A 19,877-nucleotide genomic window follows, 5' to 3' on the forward strand; every position below is an offset into this window, starting at 1 on the left:
GTTCATGTCCCCTCTCGTTATTTTATCAGCTGGTTCGCCCTCTCCGTCACGCGGCTTACGCCGTGCCACCTCTCTCAAAGTAAGAGGCCTTTGCAGGCCACGCAGGCTTCATCTTTTTGCCAAGGATCCCCCTTTGGGGGAGCTGGACGCGAAGCAGCCTGAGAGGGCGAGCATGTTTATCTCTTTTCATCCACAGGTAATGGTCACGACGGTGCCGCGCTGCACACTGGAACCGGGGTCTGCACTCTGGGCCTGCACGGTGCCGTTCGCATTGCCCTCCACCACACAGTTCAATCCGGCGGCAGACAGCATCTGGCGGGCAAAGTCCGCGCTCTTGCCGGTCACATCCGGCACATCGGTATGGCTGCCCTCATAGGTATCGGTATACAGGTACACGGTGGTGCCGTAGGCCACCTTTGCACCCGCGTGCGGATACTGGTAAGTGACAGCTGCTGCCGCCTGACTGGTGGTGCTTTCGGCCAGCTGATGCCTGAGGCCCTTGATGTTCAGCTGCACCTGCGCACTGCTCCACTCGGTGCCCACCAGATTCGGCACAGTGACCACAGTCTGGCTGCGATCCTCGCCGTCGGCGGCAATGCCAAGGTAGGGTGCGATCTCGCTGATGATGTTGCCCACAACGGGCGCTGCCAGCAGGGACGAGTAGTCCGTTCTGGCGTTGTTGGGGTCATCCAGCATCACATAGACGATGATCTCCGGGTCGTCGGCGGGCAGGACAGCGGCAAAGGATGCCACCTTCTTGTAGTCGCCGTCAGCGCGGCGGTCCATGTTCAACTGTTCGGAAGTGCCGGACTTGCCGCCGATACGGTAGCCGGACACATAGGCATACTTGCCGCCGCCGGTACCGGCGCCCACCTCATATTCCATGATCTGGCGGATCACATTGCTGGTGCTCTCGCTGATGACCTGACGGCGCACATTGGCACCGATCTCCTCGATCACGTTGCCATTTGCATCGGTGATCTTATCCACCACATGGGGCGTGACCAGATAGCCGCCGTTGACGGCTGCGGCCACAGCGGTGCACATCTGCAGCGGGGTGATGGCCATTGCCTGACCAAAGGCCGAGGAAGCCAGCTGCACTTCGCCCAGCTGGTTGGCCTTATAATACTGCATGAAGCCCGTCTCACTGGGCAGGTCCACGCCGGTGCGGCTGGTAAAGCCAAAGGCATCGAAGTAGTTATAGAAGGTCTGGGAGCCAACGCGCTGGCCCAGCTGGATATAGTAGATATTGCAGCTCTGACGCAGAGCTTCGGCCAGTGTGATGGTGCCGTGGGCTTTGTGGCCTGCGCAGTGGTAGGTCTCCTTTGCCACGCCGTAAGCACCGGCGCAGGTAAAGGTGGTGTTGATGTTTGCAAGGCCGGAGTCCACGCCCATGGCCGAGGTGATCACCTTGAACACACTGCCGGGGTAGTACAACTCGGTGATGGCCTTGTTTTTCCACTGGATATCGCGGAAGTAGCCGGAGTAATCGGCCTCCTCGTCCAGAATGCGGTTGCCGTTTGCATCCTTCAGCTCGTTGCCGTTCTCATCCTTTTTGTAGATGCCGTACAGCTCCGGCTCAGCGCGCACCAGCTCGTTGAGGTAATCCAGATTTGCGCTGTAGTCCAGCGGGTCGTTGGGGTCAAAATCCGGCTTGGACGCCATGGCAAGGATGGCACCGGTCTTGACGTTCATCACGATGGCGCAGCCGCGGTTCTCCACCGTGTTGGCTGCAATGGCTTCGTTCAGATACCGTTCCACGATCTCCTGAACATTCACATCCAGCGAAAGCACCAGATTGGAGCCATCCTTGGCTGCAAAGGTGGTGGCATTCTCGTCCGCAATGGCGTTGCCGTAGGCATTGCGCTGGGTAATGGTGCGGCCATCCACACCGGCCAGCGTGGACTGATAGGATTTTTCCAGACCGTAAGTACCAATGCCGTCCGCATCGGTAAAGCCCAGCACTGCCGCTGCAAACGCTCCGTAGGGGTAATTGCGCTGGAAGCTCTTCTCGCTGCCGACCGAGATATTACCCTTGCGGGAGGTCTCAGTGGCACGCTTGTGTGCCTTGTTGAACTGGGAAACGTAGGATTCGATGGACAGCTTGACAGCGTTGTTCACCTTGGTGGCCAGCACCTGATACTTGGTGTCCGTCTTGGAAAGTGCATCGTAAACCTTCTGGTACTGGGTCTGGTACGCTTCCGAGGAAGTGTCCACCGCGTCCAGACTTTCGCCGTCGCCGGAAAGCAGGCGCAGGGTCAGTTCCCGGCTGACCTCGGCGCACATGGCAGTGTCCAGCGTGCGCACCGTCTCCTCATCCTTGCCGGTGGTGGTATATAAGATTTTGCTGTTGTCCGGGTCGGCCCAGATGGTCCACACCACGCTGGTGGAGGCCAGCGTGATGCCGGAGGTATCGTAGATCTCGCCGCGGGTGGCCTTGATGGTGGTATCCAGCAGCTGCTGCTTTGCGGCCAGCTGGCGGTAGGTGTCACCGTTTTTGATCTGGATATCATACAGGCTGTAGGTCACACGGGCCGCAGCAAGGCCCATGACCACAAGGGCCAGACCGCCGCAGATCAGACTGGTTCTGGGGTTCATGCGGGCACCGGTGCTGGTTTCCGGCCAGGGGCCTTTTATTTTTTTGATGAATTTTCGGAAGAATTTCGACATGGTATGCTCCTGCGGCAGCGGGCACTTGCTGCCTTCTGCCGCGCTTTTGTCAAATTTGGAACTGCCCTGCAAACAGGGTGTATAAACCGAAAAAGCGTGCGCTGCCGCACGCTTTCCCGTATTTGGTTCACTTTACAGTGCCAAGAATGTTCACGGCACCGTTGTAGATAAAGTCGGTCCACTGCCGCACAGCGGACTGGGTGCGCTCCAGCGTGTCGCTCTCGCCCAAACGGATGTAGGTGATCTGGCTCTGATCAATTTTCATCAGGCCCAGCCTGCCGGCCGTCTCTTCCACGCTGGTAATGTTGGTCTTGCTGTTCAGGGTGCTGTTATAGTAAGTATACTGGCTCTGCTCACTGACCAGCTGAGCCTTTGCGTCCTGAATCTGGTCGTTCAGCTCCACCAGCTTGGACTCGCTCCACAGCAGGCTGATGGCAAACCCCACCAGCAGTGCTGCTGCTACCAGATGCATGGCGTTGTGCACCGCTGCCTGCAGCGGTGAAAGCCGACGCTTGCCGCCCTTTGCTACCCGCAGATCTGCCTTGCGCTGTGTCTGCGGGGCTTTTCTGCGGCGTACCGCGTTATAATCGTATGCTGCCTGACCCATGGTTTGCTCTCCTCCTCACACAACGGCTTCTGCCGTTCAGCATTTTTCCAAAACTCTCAGGTGGGCGGACCGGCTGCGCCGGTTCTCTTCCAGTTCCTGACTGTTTGCTTCAATGGGTTTGCGGGTGATCAGCTTCGCTTTGGCTTTGCCGCCGCATACGCACACCGGAAACTCCGGCGGGCAGGTGCACGCGGTGGACCAGCGGCGGAATTTGTTCTTCACCAGCCGGTCCTCCAGCGAGTGGAAGGTGATCACGCACAGCCGGCCGCCCGGCGCAAGGTGATCGAAAATGGTATCCAGGCCTTCTTCCAGCGCATCCAGTTCATGGTTCACTGCAATGCGCAGCGCCTGAAAGGTGCGGCGGGAAGGGTTCTTGTTTTTGCGGCGTTCTGCTGGCGGCATGGCGCTGGCCACGATATCTGCCAGCTGCAGGGTCGTTTCGATGGGAGAATTCTCCCTTGCCTCCACGATCCTGCCCGCGATCTGCCATGCGAAAGGTTCTTCGCCGTAATCCCGCAGGATGCGTGCCAGCTCTTCGCGGCTCTCGGTGTTCACAAGGTCCGCTGCCGTTTCGCCCTGCTGGCTCATCCGCATGTCCAGCGGTGCATCCGCACGGTAGGAAAAGCCGCGGGCCGCATCGTCCAGCTGATGGCTGGAAACGCCCAGATCCAGCAGCGCGCCGTTGACCTTGTCGATGCCAAGGCTTTCCAGAGCTTGTCCGGCATAGCGGAAGTTGATCTGCACCACCGTGGCAGGCAGGCCCGCAAGGCGGGCACGCGCGGTCTGCACCGCGTCCGGGTCCTGATCCAGCGAGATCAGCCTGCCGCCCTTTTCTGCGTCCAGCCGCAAGGCGATCTGGCGGGAATGTCCCGCGCCGCCTGCGGTGCCATCAAGGTAGGTGCCGGCCGAATCAATGGCAAGACCCTCCAGACACTCGTTCAGCAGAACGGGGATATGCTCAAACGAGGCCGGGTCAAAGGCTGCTTGTGTTTCAAGTTCCATCGCTGCGGCCTCCTTTCTCAGTTCATAAGCTTTCCGTGTTCCGGGCACTGTGCACACAGCGCACACTTTTACCCGATGACACAGTTTTATTTTAACAAATCAGGCCCCTGATTGCAAGGGTTTGTGCTCCCGTTTTTGCCGCAAAATGCAACAAAAAAAGTCCCTGTCGGCCGTCATTTCTGCCTGCAGGAACTTTGGTTTTTGCCGTATGTGTAATTTGTGTGTGAAAAAGGCTGTCTTCAGCCGTTTTTCTTGGCGTTCTGGCGCAGATTTGCGCGCACATTCTTTACCTGTGCCGCATTTTCCACCATTGTTTCCTCGGTGTTCTTGAGCATGTTGTCGCAATAGTCGGTCACGGTCTGGCGCAGGGTGCGGGCCTCGTTCTGGGCTGCAGTGGTGATTTCCCCGGCGCGCTGCTGTGCAGCCTTCACGATCTCGGCTTCACTCACCAGAATGCGCGCCCGCTCCTCAGCCTTTTTCACAATGGCCTGCGCCTGTGCGTTGGCCGTCTCCACGATCTGAGCGCGGTCGTTCACGATCTGCTGGGCCTGCCGCAGCTCTCCGGGCAGGTTTGCGCGGATCTCGTCCAGATAATCCCGGATCTGCTCCACATCCACGATCTTTTTGCCGCCGGAAAGGGGCACATTGGCACCTTCCTCCAGAGCATCCTCAATGGTATCCAAAAGTTCGTTCACGTTCATAGTGCTTCTCCCTTCGGTTCGTTCTCGGCAGGGTCTGTGTTCTGCATGGGCTTTGTGTATTTCCACAGCAGCACCCTGCCGTACTTGTACTGTTTTTTCAGGGTCAGGCCGCCAGCTTCGGCCGGCAGCACGATGCCGGTCTCGCTCTCGCACAGCACGATGCCGCCGGGCGCGGTGCATTTATCCACCACAGGCAGGATCTTTTCCAGTGTACCATTGCGGAAGGGCGGGTCCAGCAGTACGATGTCGAACTGCTCGCGGCAGGCGGAAAGATACCGCGCAGCCTCGCCGATATTGACGCGGCTGCGGTCGAACACGCCGCAGGCCTTGCAGTTGCGCATGATGATGTTCACCGCCTCGCGGTTCTCGTCCAGAAACACGCAGCGCGCCGCGCCGCGGCTCAGTGCTTCAATGCCAAGCTGGCCGCTGCCCGCATACAGGTCCAGCACCCGTGCGCCGGGCAGGTCGAACTGGACGATGCTGAACATCGCCTCCTTTACCTGCGAAAGGGTGGGCCGGGTCACGTCGGTCCCCGGCAGGGCCTCCAGACTGCGGCCCCGGGCTTCTCCTGCGATCACGCGCATGTTCTCTTTCCTCCTCCTTGCAGCCGGAAGATGTGGCTGCAAACACGTTTTTTGTATCACTTTATTATCACCCAACTGCATATTCTTGTCAAGGGCCGCGCGTTGCGCCGTCTGGCGGTTTGTGCTACAATAAAACCGGCAGCGCCGGGCTTTTGCGGCGCATTCTGGCATAAAAGGAGAGTATTCCCATGAAAGTTCTGCTCATCAACGGCAGCCCGCACGAAAAAGGCTGCACCTATACCGCCCTTTCGCTCATTGCAAAGGAACTGAACGATGCCGGTGTGGACACTGAGATCCTGCATGTCGGCGGCAAACCCGTGGGTGGCTGCATCGGCTGCGGCGGCTGTGCCGCAGGCAATGGCTGCGTGTTTGGCGGTGTGGTCAACGAGGCCATCGAGAAGGCCAAAACTGCCGATGGCTTCGTGTTCGGCAGCCCGGTGCACTATGCATCCGCATCCGGCAACATGACCAGCTTCATGGACCGCCTTGCCTACGCAGGCGGCAGATATCTGGCCTACAAGCCCGCCGCCATCTGCTGCTCGGCCCGCCGCGCCGGCACCACCACCACGCTGGACCAGCTGGTAAAGTACCCGCAGTTCTTCCACATGCCGCTGGTGAACGGCTCCTACTGGGCCATGGTGCACGGCTCCAATGCCGAGCAGGTGCTGCAGGATGCCGAGGGCTGCGCCGTAATGCAGGAGCTGGGCCGCAACATGGCATGGCTGCTGCACTGCATCGAAGCAGGCAGGGCCGCTGGCTTTGAACACCCGCAGAACCCCAAGCGCCCCATGACCAATTTTATCCGCTGATTGGAAAATCAATTTCTGATCCAGAGGCTCAGAACAGTCCGTAAGCTGCTCTGAGCCTCTTTTTCTTTGCAGTCCACGCCATTTCGTGCCAAAAACAGCAAAAAACCTTTTTCAAAGCGCCTTCCGCTTCTTTTTTCGTTCATAAGTTTGTGTTACTATAAGATGTAAAGTGATTTTAGCAGGATGGAGACCCTTGTATGGAACACTACGATTGGAACGAAGGCTGGCTGTTCACGCCCCGGTTCGACCCGGCACTGGTGCGGCCGGAGTGCGGACTGGAACTGGAACCGGTGCGCATCCCCCACACTGTGCGGGTGCTGCCCTACAATTACTGCAACGAAAATGAATACCAGTGCCTGTGCGGCTACCGGCGGGAGTTTTTTGCACCCAGAGAGTGGGCAGGCCGCACTGTTCTGCTCACCTTTGGTGCCGTTGCCCATGACGCGACCGTGTTCTGCAACGGGCGGCGGCTGTTCCACCACGCCTGCGGCTACACCGCCTTCACGGTAGATCTGACCAGCGCTTTGCATCTGGGCCAGAAAAACGTGGTGGCTGTGCGCTGCGACAGCCGCGAAGATTTGAACATTCCGCCCTTTGGCGGGCAGATCGACCACCTGACCTACGGCGGCATCTACCGTGCCGTCAGTCTGGACATCAAGGAGCCCGCTTACCTGCGGGATGTGTTCATCGAGGCAAAGGCCGAGGGCGATTTCCGCATCTATACCTCCACCGTGGGTGAGACGGTAGGCTGCACACTGCAGGCCGAGATCCGCAGCCCTTCCGGCAGCCGCGCCGCCTACAGCGGCGAGCTTTCCCTGCCCATCACCGGCGTGCTGAACGGTGTGCACCCGTGGAGCATCGAGCATCCCACCCTGTACGCCCTCACCGTACAGCTGATCCGCCCCGGCTCTGCCGGTCTGCCGGACCGTGTGCTGGACGAAAAGACCATCCGCTTCGGTTTCCGCACCGTGCAGTTCGTGGCGGGTGGGCTGTACCTGAACGGTCAGCGCGTGGAGCTGCGGGGCTTGAACCGCCACCAGAGCTACGCCTATCAGGGCTATGCCATGCCGGACAGCATCCAGCGGCTGGATGCTCAGATCCTGAAAAAAGACCTTGGCTGCAACGCAGTGCGCACCAGCCATTCCCCCCAGAGCCCGGCGTTTCTGGATGCCTGCGATGAGCTGGGCCTGCTGGTGTTCACCGAGATGCCCGGCTGGCGGTACATCGGCGACGAGAGCTGGAAGGCGCAGGCCCTGCAGAACTGCCGCGAGATGGTGTGCCAGTGCCGCAACCACCCCAGCATCTTTTTGTGGGGTGCCCGTGTGAACGGCAGCGCCGACGACGAAGCGTTTTATAAGCGCACCAACGAGGCCATCCACCGGCTGGACCCCACCCGCCCCACGGCAGGCGCGCGGAACCACCGCAAGAGCCAGCTGCTGGAGGATGTTTACGCCTACAACGATTACTCTTACCGTGGGCGCGGTGCCGCCTGCGAAGCCCGCGCCGCGGTGACTTCCGATCCCCGCAAGGGCTACCTCATCAGCGAATTCGGCGGGCAGCAGCTGCCCACCAAGCCCTTTGACGACGAGACCCACCGGCTGGTGCAGGCTCTGCGCTATGCCGCCGGGATCAACGATTCCATTGCGCAGCAGGGTGTGGCCGGCAGCTTTGGCTGGTGCATGGCTGATTACAACACCCACCGGGAATTTGGCAGCGGCGACCGCATCTGCTACCACGGTGTGATGGATATGTTCCGCAACCCGAAGCTTTCGGCGGCGGTATATGCAAGCCAGAAAACGCCGCGTTCCCCCTCGGACATCGTGCTGGAAGTCTCTTCCGGCATGGCACTGGGCGACCTGCCCGGCGGCGTTCCCACGGCCTGCTGGGTGTTCACCAACGCCGAAAGCGTGCGGCTGTACCGCGGCAACGACTACATTGCCGAGTTCACGCCTGACCGGCACGGCCGTTTTGCCGCCATGACGCATCCGCCCATTGAAATCAACGATTTTGTAGGTTCTTTGTTGGAAAAGTACGAGGGCATGGACCAGGCCTCCGCCCAGATGACAGCCGCTATCCTGAACGAGATGCGCCGGGATGCCATGGAGCTTTCGCCGCTTTCCAAGGCGCGGATGCTTTCGCTGCGGCTGAGCTGGAATGAGGTAGCCCGCATGTATTACAAATACATCGGCGTGCTTGGCACACCGTGCGCAGCCTACCGTTTTGAAGCCGTGTGGCATGGCCGCGCCGTGCGCACCGTGGTGCGGGAACCGGTGCAGAGCGTCCGGCTGGAATGCACCGTGCACAACCCCATCCTCACCGACGGCCCCACCTGGGACTGCGCCGCTGTCAGCCTGCGCGCCATCGACCAGAACGGCAGCCTGCTGCCCTACTGCGGCGAAGCCGTTCAGCTGAGCGTGGACGGCCCGCTGAAGATCATTGGTCCCAGCGTGGTGCCGCTGCGCGGCGGCATGGCGGGCACCTACCTTGCCACCACCGGCGAAGCGGGCCGTGCCGTGCTGCACTGTCGCATGGAGGGTGCGCTGGATACCGATGCCGTGGTGACCATCCGTTGCCGGGAAGCTTAATTTCCGTCCCTTCATGATAGATTTGCACTCTGTTCAAAATTTCATCATGGTTGACTGGTATCCTAAGAACTGTAAAATAACGGCGGGCGCGCCCGCTTTGATTCCAAAACAAAGGATGCAGGAGTTATGAGAGAAAAATTCCGTCAGTTTATGATCGGCCGCTACGGTACCGATGGCCTGAACCAGTTTTTGAGCATCGCGTCCATCGTGCTGCTGCTGATCTCGCTGCTCACCCGCTTCAGCCTGTTCACATGGCTGGGTCTGGTGCTGCTGGTGCTGTGCTACTACCGCTCGCTCAGCCGCAACATTTCCAAGCGCACGGAGGAGAACTACCAGTACTATGCCCTGAAGGACCGCGTAGACCGTAAGTTCCGCGGTCTGAAGGATCAGTGGGCCAACCGCAAGCTCTACCACTACTACCGCTGCCCCAAGTGCCGCCAGAAGCTGCGTGTGCCCCGTGGCCGCGGCCGCATCCAGATCTCCTGCCCGCGCTGCGGCACCCAGTTCATCAAAAAGAGCTGAGCAGCCATGTTTGGTTATGTTGTGCCCAATCAGGCCGCGCTTTCGGACGAAGCACAAAAGCGCTACCGCACCGCCTACTGCGGGCTGTGCCGCCGCATCGACGCACTGCACGGCCTGCGGGGCCGCTTTACGCTGAGCTATGACCTCACCTTCCTGAACCTGCTGCTGTGCAGCCTGTATGAGGGCGAGACCGAAGCTTCTTCCGGCCACGACCGGTGCCCCATCCACCCCTTGGGCGGTGTGGAATGGCGGGCGGCCTCCCCCACCGATTACTGTGCAGATCTGAGCGTAGCCTTGCACTACTACAACGCCGAGGATAAGTGGAAGGACGACCGCAGCCTGCTGGGCCTTGGATATGAAAAGCTGCTTACCGGCTGTAAGCAGGCTGCCGAGAGCCGCTGGCCCCGTCAGTGCAGCGCCATCCGCACCTGTCTGGACAGGCTGGCAGAATATGAAGCTGCCGGGAGCGAAGATCTGGATGCCGTGTCCGGCTGCTTTGGCGAGCTGATGGCAGAGCTGTTCGACTACCGACAGGATCACTGGTCACCGGAGCTGCGCAGCATCGGCTTCCATCTGGGCAAGTTCATCTACCTGCTGGATGCCTATGACGATCTGGAGCACGACCAGCGCAAGGGGGCCTACAATCCGCTGAAAGCACTCAGTCAGCAGCCCGGCTATGAGGAAGAGATGAAAGAGATCTTTGAGCTGCTGCTGGCGCAGTGTGCCCAGAGCTTTGAACGCCTGCCCTGCGTGGAGGACGCAGACCTGCTGCGCAACATCCTTTACTCCGGCGTATGGCTCAAATACAACTGCAAAACAGCCAAGCAGGCCCGCAGCCGTGGCTGAATGGCGGCTTTGTCTTGATTTTTCCACGGCAATACGGTAGACTATAAACATTGCGCGGCACTGTGGCTGCGCGAAATGAGACGTGAGGAAGTATATCCATGAGAGACCCCTATGAGGTGCTGGGCGTTTCGCGCGGCGCAAGCGATGACGAGATCAAAAAAGCATACCGCGCCAAGTGCAAGCGCTGGCACCCGGACCTGAACCCCAACGATCCTACCGCCGAGGAGCACTTCAAGGAAGTGCAGGCGGCTTACGATGCCATTACCAAGGGCGAGACCGGCCCCCAGATGGGCGGAAATCCCTACGGCAGCTACCAACAACAGGGTTACGGCCAGCAGAGCTACCAGCAGCAGGGTTATCAGAACGGTTACGGCGGTTTTGACGGATTCGATGGCTTTGACCCGTTCGGTTTCGGGTTTGGCTTTGGCGGCTACCAGCAGGGTTACGGCCAGCAGGGCGCAAGCTATTCCGGCTCCGACAGCCCGGAGATGCAGGCCGCCCGCAACTTTGTGGCCAATGGCCGCTATGCGGAGGCCCGCCGCGTGCTGGACGGCATGACCGGCCGCAATGCCCGGTGGTATTATCTTTCCTCCCTCGCAAATCAGGGCTTGGGCAACCGCATCGATGCGCTGCAGGATGCCCGCCGTGCCGTGCAGCTGGACCCGGGCAACACCGAGTACCAGATGCACCTGCGCCGGATGCAGAACCCCGGCCAGACCTACCGCACCACACAGGCCACCTACACCAGCCCCGGCGGCCTGATGCAGTGGTGCTGGAGCATGATCCTGCTGAACCTGCTTTGCAACTGCTGCTGCGGCGGCTGGGGCTTCCGGTTCCGCATGTGATCCCGTTTTTCTCATAAGATACAGCAAGACCCCGCACCTTCTGGTGCGGGGTCTTGCTTTTGCTTTACGACATCACTTTACAGTGATGTTGCGGCTGATCTTGCTGCAGGAGTAATTGCCGCCGATCTCTGCCGTCTGCACATAGGTGCCCGGCTCTGTGGGCAGCTCGCTGGTGGCATCACAGCCCCAGCCGGACTTCTTGTAGCTGTAGCGGATCTTATCGGTGGGCACCACCTGACCATCCACTTCCAGCACAGCCGCTTCATTGAAGCTCTGCAGCTCTTCGGCGGTCATGGGCTTTTCGGCCTGCTGTGCCCAGTACATGCGCACGCCGTTTGTCTTGGGCTTGATCTTGAACATGGCAAAGCCTGCGGTGTTCATATCGCTGCTTTCCAGCGCCAGTGCACCGGCCACATAGTTGCCGGCATCCACCGGCTGCTCGTCCAGATAAATGCGGCTGAACGCGCCCTCCGGCAGATACTTGCGGATCAGGTTCAGCGCAAGGCGCAGGCCGTTGGACACCTGATCGATGGTAGGCACATAGAAGTGCAGTACATCCATCACCGAGACGGCCTCATCGGCCACCCGCAGCAGCACGCTGACATCGTTGCCGTCGATCAGCTGCTTGAGGTAGCTGTACACATTGAACTCCTCTGCCTGATCCGGTGTCTTGGACATCTTCTTGGGCAGCGGGATCATCTTGAGCAACGTGCGGATCTTATCCGACAGCACCAGCGTCACATAGCCATTCGCTTCGCCGCCAACGCCCACCACAACACCAATATACTGGGTATCGGCAGGGTTGGTCTGCACCTCCAGCTTGTAGTTGGAGCCATAAACAAGGTCGCCCGTGGCTTTGAGCCGGATGGAAACCATATCATTCTGCTGCCCCAGCGCTGCATTTTCCTGCGGCAGAGCTGCTGCGGCAAACACCGGCGTTGCTGCCGCGCTGAGCATGAACACTGCTGCCAGTGCAAGAGCTATCAATCGTTTGGCCTTCATTGCTTAAGACCTCCTTATTCTGTAAAGGGATCGCACAGCCGCGCCCCACGGCACACTGCGTCGGGAACCGGCATGATACCATGCCTGTTGTGCCTCGATTTTACCGCAAAACGCTGTTTTGGTCAATAACGTGATTCAAGTAATTCAATTTTTTTATATTTTATGTATGCAAAAAAGAGGGACCTGCCCTCTTCCAGTGGTTTCTCCCTCAAGTTCATTCATCAATAAAATATTCCGGGTGGACGCTGCGGGCCTGCGCCACCGACTGCTTATACCGGCTCAGGTGGCTTTCCAGCGCTTCGCTCACGTCGTCCGCGCTGCCGTGCAGCAGTGCTTCCAGAATTGCCGTGTGCGAGGAGCAGACCGACTTGTTTTCCTCGGTCTGCAGGCTGAACTTGCGGATGCGCTCCACATGCTGCAGGCTGGCCAGCATGTGGTCGTAGTGAGCTTCCATGCCGCACAACTCAAAGGATTTGCGGTGGAATGCATTATCCAGCTCCAGCATACGGGCAGTGCGGTCCGGCTGGCTCATATCCGCTTCCAGCACACGGTATGTCTCAATGTTGCTGCGGTATTCTTCCTCCTGCCGGGGTGTCACATGGCCGCGCAGCCGGTTCAGGATCTCTTTTTCCAGTGTATAGCGGGCAAACTGCTCCATCTCCATCAACTTCAGGTTGATGGGTGCCACATGGGTGCCGCTCTGCGGTTTGATGTCCACCATGCGGGCCAGATTGAGCATCAGCAAAGCCTCCCGCATGGGCGTGCGGCTGATGCCCAGCTCTTCGGCCAGCTCCCGGTCATTCAGCGGATCACCGGGCTTCAGCTCCATCGTGATGATCCGGCTGCGGATAGTCTGGTATGCCGTTTCGCGCGCACTCAGTGATGACATGTGGTCTCTCTCCCTTCAACCTCCGGTGTAAAGCAAAAATTGATATACTAGTATTGAAGTTATCAAGACCATATTACCCAACCACAGGGCGGCTGTCAAGTGTAGCTGCAACTAAAAATCGCCAACATTTTTCTCTGTTTTGTCAAGACAGGCCTCATGGCAGCACAAAAGCCCTCCGGGTGAAGGGCTTTTGCTGCGTTTACTTTTTAGCGGAACGGTACACCACCGGCGCCCACACAAAGGCCACAGCCAGACCGCACACCACATCAATGATGGAGTGCTGCTTGGTGAACACGGTGGACGCACAGATCAGTGCAGCCCACACCCAGGCCAGAATTTTCAGGGCCGGGCGCTCCTTTGCCAGCTTGCTGTGGCTGAACGCCATTGCCATGCAGGCCGTGCTTTGGCAATGGATGGACGGGCACACATTGACCGAGGCGTCCGCCCTCCAGATCAGCTGCATGATGCTCATTGCAATGTTGCTGCGGCCCACCGCATCCACTGTGGGGCGGATATCCAGACCGTTGGGCAGCCGCATGTACAGGATCAGGCAGAAGGTCATGCCGGAAAACATGGTCAGGCAGAGCTTATCGTAGCTTTGGGTGTCGCACCACCACAGCAGGGCCGTCACACCAGCCAGCAGCACAAACCAGCTGCAATACGGAAAGATGAACCACTCATTGAAGGGGATCAGATCATCAAGTGGGGCGTGGATGATATATTTGGGATCTTTGATGGTCAGATCCAGCCAGAAGAACCAGATCAGATACACCACCCAGTACAGCTGGAACCACAGGTGCGGGCGGCGCCGGCTCCACAATTGTTTGGGATTCATGGTATTTCTCCTATATTTTCAATGTGATGACGTATGATTATACCACATCACGCCATCTTGCGCAAACCTTTCCGGTGCGATAAAATAAAAAGAGTGTTGTAAACCTGCGCTCTGTTTTTGAGCGTATCTATTATAAAAGGAGCCATTATGTTGCAAAGCTTTCCCCCTGTCCGCCTTGCCGCGCTGGATCTGGACGGCACCCTGCTGAACCGGAACAACGAGGTCACCCTTGCCACCCGTCAAGCCATTGCCCGCGCTGTAGAGCATGGCGTGGTGGTGGTGCCCGCCACAGGCCGCCCGCTGGCCAGCCTGCCGCCTGTTGTGGCAAAGCTGCCCGGCATCCGGTATGCCATCACCTCCAACGGTGCCGCCGTGTGGGACCTTGGCGATGACCCCATGGGTGCTGTGCACAGCCGCTATGCCAATGCCGCCCAGCGCCATACCAGTGAGCCCGCCTGCCTGATGCACCGCCTGATGCCGGCAGAAGTGGCACGGGAAGCTTTTGACCTGTTCCAGCAGTACGATGGCGAGCTGAGCGTATTCAGCGACGGCCTTGCCATCAAGACTCCGGAGGGCATTGCAAAGCTCACCTCCCGCACCGCCCACTTTCTCTCCTCCGAGGCGCGGCAGAACCTGACCGACGGCCGCTTTACCGTCATTCCCGGCATCGAGAGCTGGATGTCCCGCCATGCGCACGAGATCGAAAAACTGTGCATGTTCTTCGACAGCACCGAAAAGACCGCCGCTGCCCTGCCAAAGTTTCAGGCTATCCCGGGCGTGTCCGTGGTGCAGGGTTCGCCGGACAACATCGAAGTGACCGCTGCCGGTGTGGATAAGGGCAGTGCCCTGCTGGCTCTGGCCGACCTGCTGGGCATCCCCCACGAGAACACCCTTGCCGTGGGCGACAGCGAGAACGACCGCGCCATGCTGGAAAAGGCAGGGATCGCCGCTGTTATGGCCAACGGAATGCCCCAGATCAAGGCCATTGGCAGCATTGTGAGCGAAGCCGACTGCGACCACGACGGCGTTGCAGAGCTGTTCGGCAGGCTTGGTATTTGAGCAAACAGGGTCAAAACAGCCCCAATTTTCAGGTCATTCGTCATTTTTGTGCAATGTATACAAGCTCTTATGCAAAACATTGTGCTTGTTGAGCATTTCCAAACTCATTTCCGTCGTTTATACTAATAATATGAGCGCACAGTGGGTGCACCATGCCCAAACGGCAGCCCACGCGCACCAAGAGAGTTCAAACTAAAAGGAGAAATGCGTTATGAATCCCATCGTAGAAAAGGTCTATCAGATCGGCATTATCCCTGTTATCGCTTTTAACAGCGTTGATGAAGCCCTGCCCCTGTGCAAGGCTCTGGCTGACGGCGGTCTGCCCGCAGCTGAGGTCACCTTCCGCACCGCATGTGCTGAGGATTGCATCCGCAAGATCCACGAGGAGATGCCCGAGATGCTGCTGGGCGCAGGCACTGTCCTGACCACCGAGCAGGCTGACCGTGCAATGGCAGCTGGTGCTTCCTTCATCGTTGCTCCCGGCTTCGACCCCGAAGTCTGCAAGCACGTCATCGACAAGGGCGGCATCATGATGCCCGGCACCTGCTCTGCAGGCGAGATGCAGCAGGCTATGAACATGGGCTGCGAGGCCCTGAAGTTCTTCCCCGCTGAGGCAAACGGCGGTGTCGGCATGCTGAAGAACATCGGCGCTGCCTTGAAGAGCGCACGCTGGATGTGCACCGGCGGTGTCAACGCAAAGAACGTCAACGACTATCTGAGCTATGACCAGATCTTTGCTGTGGGCGGCACCTGGATGTGCAAGAGTGACGTGATCAAAGCCGGCGACTGGGCAAAGATCACTGCTCAGAGCAAGGAAGCTGTTGACACCATGCTGGGCCTGAAGCTGATGCACATTGGCATCAACACCGAGAACGAGGAAGAGGCCATGAAGGTGGCAAACATCATCGGCAGCCTGCTGAACATGAAGGTCGCTCCCGGCAACTCCAGCATCTTCGTCGGCAACAAGGAGTTCGAGATCATGAAGAAGGTCGGCCGCGGCACCAATGGCCACATCGCCATCGGCTGCAACAACGTGGATCGTGCCATCTATCACCTGTCTCAGCGCGGTGCCAAGTTCGATCTGGACAGCAAGGTTGTGAAGAACGGCAAGACCATCGCCTGCTACTTTGCAGACGAGATCGGCGGCTTCGCATTCCACCTGGTTCAGGCCTGAGCTCCGGCTCCCTTATCCGTGAAAGCCCTGCTGCGCCGGGGATGCCCCGCAGCAGAAGGTCATAAACACCTGTAAATAAAAGGAGAATAACCAATGAAAGTCGTTACTTTTGGCGAACTGATGGTCCGTCTGCAGCCGTTCAACTACGAGCGTTTCGTTCAGGCTAACAGCCTGGAGTTCACCTTCGGCGGCGGCGAGGCAAACGTTGCTGTTTCTCTGGCCAACTACGGTCTGGACGCAGCTTTCGTCACTAAGCTCCCCGCACACGCAATCGGTCAGGCCGCTGTCAACAGCCTGCGCCGTTACGGCGTTGACACCAGCATGATCACCCGCGGCGGCGATCGCGTTGGCATCTACTACAACGAGAAGGGTGCTTCTCAGCGTGGTTCCGTCTGCATCTACGACCGTGCCAACAGTGCCATCCAGCTGGCTCAGCCCTCCGACTTTGATTGGGATAAGATCTTCGAGGGCGTGGACTGGTTCCACTTCACCGGCATCACCCCGGCTCTGGGCGAGAATGTCGTCGAGATCTGCCGCGAGGCCTGCAAGGCTGCTAAGGCTCACGGCGTGAAGATCAGCTGCGACCTGAACTACCGCGGCAAGCTGTGGACCCGTGAGCAGGCCCGCGCTGCCATGACCGATCTGTGCCAGTATGTTGACGTGTGCATCTCCAACGAGGAAGACGCAAAGGACGTGTTCGGCATCGAGGCCGAGGCTACCGATATCTACGGCGGCAAGCTGAATGCCGAGGGCTACAAGAGCGTGGCTAAGCAGCTGGCTGACAAGTTCCACTTTGAGAAGGTCGCTATCACCCTGCGTGAGAGCCACAGCGCCTTCGACAACGGCTGGAGCGCTATGCTGTACGATGTTGCTTCCAATGAGTACTGCTTCTCCAAGAAGTACAACCTGCACATCATCGACCGCGTTGGCGGCGGCGACTCCTTCGGCGGCGGCCTGATCTACAGCCTGCTGACCGGCAAGACCACTCAGGAAGCTGTTGAGTTCGCTGTTGCTGCTTCTGCTCTGAAGCACTCCATCGAGGGCGACTACAACATGATGACCGTGTCCGAGGTCGAGAAGCTGGCTGGCGGCGACGGTTCCGGCCGTATTCAGCGCTAAGAGCAGGAAGGAGTCCAGAATGGATATCCGCTACTCCTGCAACCAGAAGGATTTCAAGCGCTATACCACCGAGGAAATGCGGGACGAAATGCTCATCACCGGCCTGTACAAGGCCGATGAGGTCGTTGCTGTGTACAGCCATGTGGACCGCATGGTCACGCTGGGCTGCATGCCGGTGCACGAGACCGTGTCCATCGACAAGGGCATCGACGTGTGGGCAAACTTCGGCACCCACTACTTTCTGGAGCGCCGCGAGATCGGCATGTTCAACATCGGCAAGGATTCCACCGGTATCGTGGTGGCCGATGGCGTAAAGTACGAGCTGGGCTATAAGGACTGCCTGTACATCACCAAAGGCACCAAGGAAGTCACCTTTGCTTCCGCCGACCCGGAGCATCCCGCCAAGTTCTACATGGTATCCGCTCCCGCACATTGCTCTTACGAGACCCGCCTGATCAAGATGGCCGATGCAAACCATCGTCCTCTGGGCAGCGTCGAGACCTGCAATAAGCGCACCATCAATCAGTTCATCCACCCGGATGTTCTGAAGACCTGCCAGCTCAGCATGGGTATGACCGAACTGGAATCCGGTTCCAACTGGAACACGATGCCCAGCCACACCCACGAGCGGCGCATGGAAATTTATACCTACTTTGAACTGCCCGAGGGGCAGGTGGTGTTCCACATGTGCGGCGAGCCTACCCAGACCCGCCACATCGTGATGCACAACGAGGATGCTGTCATCAGCCCTTCTTGGAGCATTCACAGCGGCGTAGGCACCTCGAACTATACGTTTATCTGGGCAATGGGCGGCGAGAACATGGAGTTTGACGACATGGACAACATCGCTACCACTGACCTGCGCTAAAAAGCACCATACACAAGCCCCGTACCGGGTCCACCGGTACGGGGCTTTTTGCTAAAAATTTAACTTGATAAGGAGAAAATCATGGATCTTTCCGCTTTCAACCTGCAGGGCAAGGTGGCTCTGATCACCGGCGGTGCCCACGGCATCGGTTTTTCCATCGCCGAAGGCATGGCCAAGTGCGGTGCCGCCATCTGCTTCAACTGCTCTTCCGAAGCAAGCCTTGAAAAGGGCCTTGCAGCATACAAGGCAGCCGGCATCGACGCACACGGCTATGTGGCCGACGTGTCCGATGAGGACGCTGTGAACGCCATGGTTGCAAAGATCAAGGCCGAGGTCGGCCCGGTGGACATTCTGGTAAACAATGCCGGTCTGATGAAGCGCGTGCCCATGACCGAGATGAGCCACGCCGACTTCATGCGGGTCATCGATGTGCATGTAGGCGGTGCCTTCAACTGCTCCAAGGCCGTTCTGCCGGACATGATGGAAAAGCGCGAGGGCAAGATCATCAACATATGCTCCATGATGAGCGAGCTGGGCCGCGAGACCGTCTCCGCCTACGCTGCCGCCAAGGGTGCACTGAAGATGCTCACCAAGAACATCGCCTCCGAGTACGGCGAGTACAACATCCAGTGTAACGGCATGGGCCCCGGCTACATCGCCACCGCCCAGACCGCACCTCTGCGGGAGGTGCAGCCGGACGGCAGCCGCCACCCCTTCGACCAGTTCATCACTGCCAAGACCCCCGCAGGCCGCTGGGGTGAGCCGGACGACATGGTGGGCCCCTGCGTGTTCCTTGCAAGCCACGCTTCCGACTTTGTGAACGGTCAGATCCTGTACGCCGACGGCGGCATTCTGGCTTACATCGGCCGCCAGCCCAAGTAAAGCCATTTGGGCGCTGCGCCTTCCTTAATCTTCCGACCAGACAGCTCTGTGCAGACCAAGATCTGCATGGGGCTGTCTTTTTACGAAGCGGCAAGCGGCCTTTCCTACAAAACATTGCTTCATGTGAACTCATGTTAAAATGTTCCAATTTCATGTCAAATCGGTAACAGTTCCTGTTTCATCGTTCAAAATGCACATATACGTCTTGATTTTTTGTCGAAATTCCCGTATAATCGTCTTCATCATCCATCACACCCTGTTGGTTGATCTGAATACGAAGAAATTTCAAAGGAGTATATTTCACATGAAACTCAAGAACATTGCGATCGTTGCTGCCGCTGCAGCACTGGCTGTTGGCATGACCGCCTGCGGTTCTTCCGCATCCTCCACCGCCGCTTCCTCTTCTGTGGCTTCTTCTGCTGCCGCTTCTTCCGAGGCTGCAAGCTCTGAGGCTGCTTCCAGCGAAGCTGCTGAGCCCACCACCGCTGAGTACACTGTGTACAACACCACCGGTTCTACCGTCACCGAGCTGTACCTGTACGATGCAGGCAGCGACGAGAAGGGCGACAATCTGGCCGGCGAGAACGGTCTGGCTGACGGCGAGAACATCGTCATCACCCGCGATGTGGAGGCTGACAAGCAGTCCGACGTGACCTACATTTTGGAGTTCACCACCGAGGACGGCCAGACCCAGAGCTTTGAGACCCTGCACTACGAGGTTGCTCCCATCTCCCTGCTGAGTGTGGATGCCGCTGCAGGTGCTACCCCCATCGCTTTTACTGCACCGGAAAAGTAAAAACTGTTTCATCCTTGCAAAACGGGAAAGTCTGCAGGACTTTCCCGTTTTATTTTTTTCCAAAAGAGGACTGAGGCTGTCA

Annotated in this window: 19 protein-coding genes; 11 read left to right on the top strand and 8 right to left on the bottom strand. The window is 58.6% G+C overall.

Annotated elements, in window-relative coordinates; all coding sequences use genetic code 11:
- Nucleotides 1-186: 186 nt before the first annotated feature.
- The 5 genes from DXA66_RS10135 to rsmD form a co-directional block, all read right to left on the bottom strand.
- The gene (locus DXA66_RS10135) at nt 187-2,670 is read right to left on the bottom strand and encodes a penicillin-binding protein 2 (protein WP_118528657.1); all 2,484 of its coding nucleotides are present in this window, start codon (nt 2,668-2,670) and stop codon (nt 187-189) included.
- A 127-nt stretch (nt 2,671-2,797) separates the two neighbouring features.
- On the bottom strand, nt 2,798-3,277 hold the full coding sequence (locus DXA66_RS10140) for a hypothetical protein (protein WP_005944079.1): 480 nt from the start codon (nt 3,275-3,277) through the stop codon (nt 2,798-2,800).
- 36 nt (nt 3,278-3,313) lie between these two features.
- Nucleotides 3,314-4,279, bottom strand: a complete 966-nt coding sequence (gene rsmH / locus DXA66_RS10145; protein WP_118528659.1) for a 16S rRNA (cytosine(1402)-N(4))-methyltransferase RsmH — start codon at nt 4,277-4,279, stop codon at nt 3,314-3,316.
- 239 nt (nt 4,280-4,518) lie between these two features.
- Nucleotides 4,519-4,980: a hypothetical protein gene (locus tag DXA66_RS10150; protein ID WP_005944071.1), complete on the bottom strand. Its 462-nt coding sequence runs from the start codon at nt 4,978-4,980 to the stop codon at nt 4,519-4,521.
- Nucleotides 4,977-5,564, bottom strand: coding sequence for a 16S rRNA (guanine(966)-N(2))-methyltransferase RsmD (gene rsmD, locus DXA66_RS10155; protein WP_118528661.1), 588 nt, complete (start codon nt 5,562-5,564; stop codon nt 4,977-4,979). The genes DXA66_RS10150 and rsmD overlap by 4 nt, the downstream gene beginning before the upstream one ends.
- Nucleotides 5,565-5,752: 188 nt before the next feature.
- On the opposite strand from rsmD, the gene DXA66_RS10160 reads away from it, so the two are divergent.
- From DXA66_RS10160 to DXA66_RS10180, 5 genes are all read left to right on the top strand, one after another.
- A complete protein-coding gene (locus DXA66_RS10160) occupies nt 5,753-6,373 on the top strand; it encodes a flavodoxin family protein (protein ID WP_005944067.1) in 621 nt (206 codons plus the stop codon).
- 197 nt (nt 6,374-6,570) lie between these two features.
- Entirely contained in the window at nt 6,571-8,958 is a 2,388-nt protein-coding gene (locus tag DXA66_RS10165; RefSeq protein ID WP_118528663.1) for a glycoside hydrolase family 2 TIM barrel-domain containing protein, read from the top strand.
- Between the two features lie 126 nt (nt 8,959-9,084).
- Nucleotides 9,085-9,480, top strand: coding sequence for a hypothetical protein (locus tag DXA66_RS10170; protein WP_005944061.1), 396 nt, complete (start codon nt 9,085-9,087; stop codon nt 9,478-9,480).
- A gap of 6 nt (nt 9,481-9,486) precedes the next feature.
- Nucleotides 9,487-10,326, top strand: a complete 840-nt coding sequence (locus DXA66_RS10175) for a DUF5685 family protein (protein WP_097777430.1) — start codon at nt 9,487-9,489, stop codon at nt 10,324-10,326.
- 98 nt (nt 10,327-10,424) lie between these two features.
- A complete protein-coding gene (locus tag DXA66_RS10180; protein WP_118528665.1) occupies nt 10,425-11,171 on the top strand; it encodes a J domain-containing protein in 747 nt (248 codons plus the stop codon).
- A gap of 72 nt (nt 11,172-11,243) precedes the next feature.
- Here DXA66_RS10180 and DXA66_RS10185 read toward each other — a convergent pair whose 3' ends face one another.
- The 3 genes from DXA66_RS10185 to DXA66_RS10195 all read right to left on the bottom strand — a co-directional run bounded on the left by DXA66_RS10185 (nt 11,244) and on the right by DXA66_RS10195 (nt 13,897).
- Nucleotides 11,244-12,173 carry a hypothetical protein gene (locus DXA66_RS10185; RefSeq protein ID WP_118528667.1) on the bottom strand — a complete coding sequence of 310 codons (930 nt, stop codon included), beginning with the start codon at nt 12,171-12,173 and terminating at the stop codon, nt 11,244-11,246.
- Between the two features lie 214 nt (nt 12,174-12,387).
- Complete coding sequence (locus DXA66_RS10190; RefSeq protein WP_097777427.1) at nt 12,388-13,062, bottom strand: GntR family transcriptional regulator; 675 nt, start codon at nt 13,060-13,062, stop codon at nt 12,388-12,390.
- Nucleotides 13,063-13,261: 199 nt separating this feature from the next.
- Nucleotides 13,262-13,897, bottom strand: a complete 636-nt coding sequence (locus DXA66_RS10195; protein WP_118528669.1) for a phosphatase PAP2 family protein — start codon at nt 13,895-13,897, stop codon at nt 13,262-13,264.
- A 147-nt stretch (nt 13,898-14,044) separates the two neighbouring features.
- Here DXA66_RS10195 and DXA66_RS10200 point away from each other — a divergent pair, with 147 nt between their 5' ends.
- The 6 genes from DXA66_RS10200 (at nt 14,045) to DXA66_RS10225 (ending at nt 19,795) form a co-directional block, all read left to right on the top strand.
- Nucleotides 14,045-14,956 (top strand): HAD-IIB family hydrolase, encoded by a 912-nt coding sequence (locus DXA66_RS10200; protein WP_118528671.1) that lies wholly within the window; start codon nt 14,045-14,047, stop codon nt 14,954-14,956.
- Nucleotides 14,957-15,167: 211 nt separating this feature from the next.
- The gene (eda, locus tag DXA66_RS10205; protein ID WP_118528673.1) at nt 15,168-16,130 is read left to right on the top strand and encodes a bifunctional 4-hydroxy-2-oxoglutarate aldolase/2-dehydro-3-deoxy-phosphogluconate aldolase; all 963 of its coding nucleotides are present in this window, start codon (nt 15,168-15,170) and stop codon (nt 16,128-16,130) included.
- Nucleotides 16,131-16,223: 93 nt separating this feature from the next.
- Complete coding sequence (locus DXA66_RS10210) at nt 16,224-17,249, top strand: sugar kinase (protein WP_118528675.1); 1,026 nt, start codon at nt 16,224-16,226, stop codon at nt 17,247-17,249.
- 19 nt (nt 17,250-17,268) lie between these two features.
- A complete protein-coding gene (gene kduI / locus DXA66_RS10215) occupies nt 17,269-18,117 on the top strand; it encodes a 5-dehydro-4-deoxy-D-glucuronate isomerase (RefSeq protein ID WP_005944042.1) in 849 nt (282 codons plus the stop codon).
- Nucleotides 18,118-18,198: 81 nt separating this feature from the next.
- Nucleotides 18,199-18,999, top strand: coding sequence for a gluconate 5-dehydrogenase (locus DXA66_RS10220; protein WP_118528677.1), 801 nt, complete (start codon nt 18,199-18,201; stop codon nt 18,997-18,999).
- 304 nt (nt 19,000-19,303) lie between these two features.
- Nucleotides 19,304-19,795 carry a hypothetical protein gene (locus DXA66_RS10225; RefSeq protein ID WP_044953969.1) on the top strand — a complete coding sequence of 164 codons (492 nt, stop codon included), beginning with the start codon at nt 19,304-19,306 and terminating at the stop codon, nt 19,793-19,795.
- Nucleotides 19,796-19,877: the final 82 nt, after the last annotated feature.

Origin of the sequence: Faecalibacterium sp. OF03-6AC (assembly GCF_003478175.1) — a bacterium.
GTDB classification, from domain to species: domain Bacteria; phylum Bacillota; class Clostridia; order Oscillospirales; family Ruminococcaceae; genus Faecalibacterium; species Faecalibacterium taiwanense.

Excerpts from the sequence above, each read along its gene's own strand:
- DXA66_RS10195 (WP_118528669.1), bottom strand. The coding sequence starts at position 13,897 with ATGAATCCCAAACAATTGTGGAGCCGGCGCCGCCCGCACCTGTGGTTC.
- rsmH (WP_118528659.1), bottom strand. The coding sequence starts at position 4,279 with ATGGAACTTGAAACACAAGCAGCCTTTGACCCGGCCTCGTTTGAGCAT.
- DXA66_RS10220 (WP_118528677.1), top strand. The coding sequence starts at position 18,199 with ATGGATCTTTCCGCTTTCAACCTGCAGGGCAAGGTGGCTCTGATCACC.
- eda (WP_118528673.1), top strand. The coding sequence starts at position 15,168 with ATGAATCCCATCGTAGAAAAGGTCTATCAGATCGGCATTATCCCTGTT.
- DXA66_RS10185 (WP_118528667.1), bottom strand. The coding sequence starts at position 12,173 with ATGAAGGCCAAACGATTGATAGCTCTTGCACTGGCAGCAGTGTTCATG.
- DXA66_RS10200 (WP_118528671.1), top strand. The coding sequence starts at position 14,045 with ATGTTGCAAAGCTTTCCCCCTGTCCGCCTTGCCGCGCTGGATCTGGAC.
- rsmD (WP_118528661.1), bottom strand. The coding sequence starts at position 5,564 with ATGCGCGTGATCGCAGGAGAAGCCCGGGGCCGCAGTCTGGAGGCCCTG.
- DXA66_RS10150 (WP_005944071.1), bottom strand. The coding sequence starts at position 4,980 with ATGAACGTGAACGAACTTTTGGATACCATTGAGGATGCTCTGGAGGAA.
- DXA66_RS10210 (WP_118528675.1), top strand. The coding sequence starts at position 16,224 with ATGAAAGTCGTTACTTTTGGCGAACTGATGGTCCGTCTGCAGCCGTTC.
- DXA66_RS10135 (WP_118528657.1), bottom strand. The coding sequence starts at position 2,670 with ATGTCGAAATTCTTCCGAAAATTCATCAAAAAAATAAAAGGCCCCTGG.
- DXA66_RS10165 (WP_118528663.1), top strand. The coding sequence starts at position 6,571 with ATGGAACACTACGATTGGAACGAAGGCTGGCTGTTCACGCCCCGGTTC.
- DXA66_RS10170 (WP_005944061.1), top strand. The coding sequence starts at position 9,085 with ATGAGAGAAAAATTCCGTCAGTTTATGATCGGCCGCTACGGTACCGAT.
- DXA66_RS10175 (WP_097777430.1), top strand. The coding sequence starts at position 9,487 with ATGTTTGGTTATGTTGTGCCCAATCAGGCCGCGCTTTCGGACGAAGCA.
- DXA66_RS10190 (WP_097777427.1), bottom strand. The coding sequence starts at position 13,062 with ATGTCATCACTGAGTGCGCGCGAAACGGCATACCAGACTATCCGCAGC.
- DXA66_RS10140 (WP_005944079.1), bottom strand. The coding sequence starts at position 3,277 with ATGGGTCAGGCAGCATACGATTATAACGCGGTACGCCGCAGAAAAGCC.
- DXA66_RS10225 (WP_044953969.1), top strand. The coding sequence starts at position 19,304 with ATGAAACTCAAGAACATTGCGATCGTTGCTGCCGCTGCAGCACTGGCT.
- DXA66_RS10160 (WP_005944067.1), top strand. The coding sequence starts at position 5,753 with ATGAAAGTTCTGCTCATCAACGGCAGCCCGCACGAAAAAGGCTGCACC.
- DXA66_RS10180 (WP_118528665.1), top strand. The coding sequence starts at position 10,425 with ATGAGAGACCCCTATGAGGTGCTGGGCGTTTCGCGCGGCGCAAGCGAT.
- kduI (WP_005944042.1), top strand. The coding sequence starts at position 17,269 with ATGGATATCCGCTACTCCTGCAACCAGAAGGATTTCAAGCGCTATACC.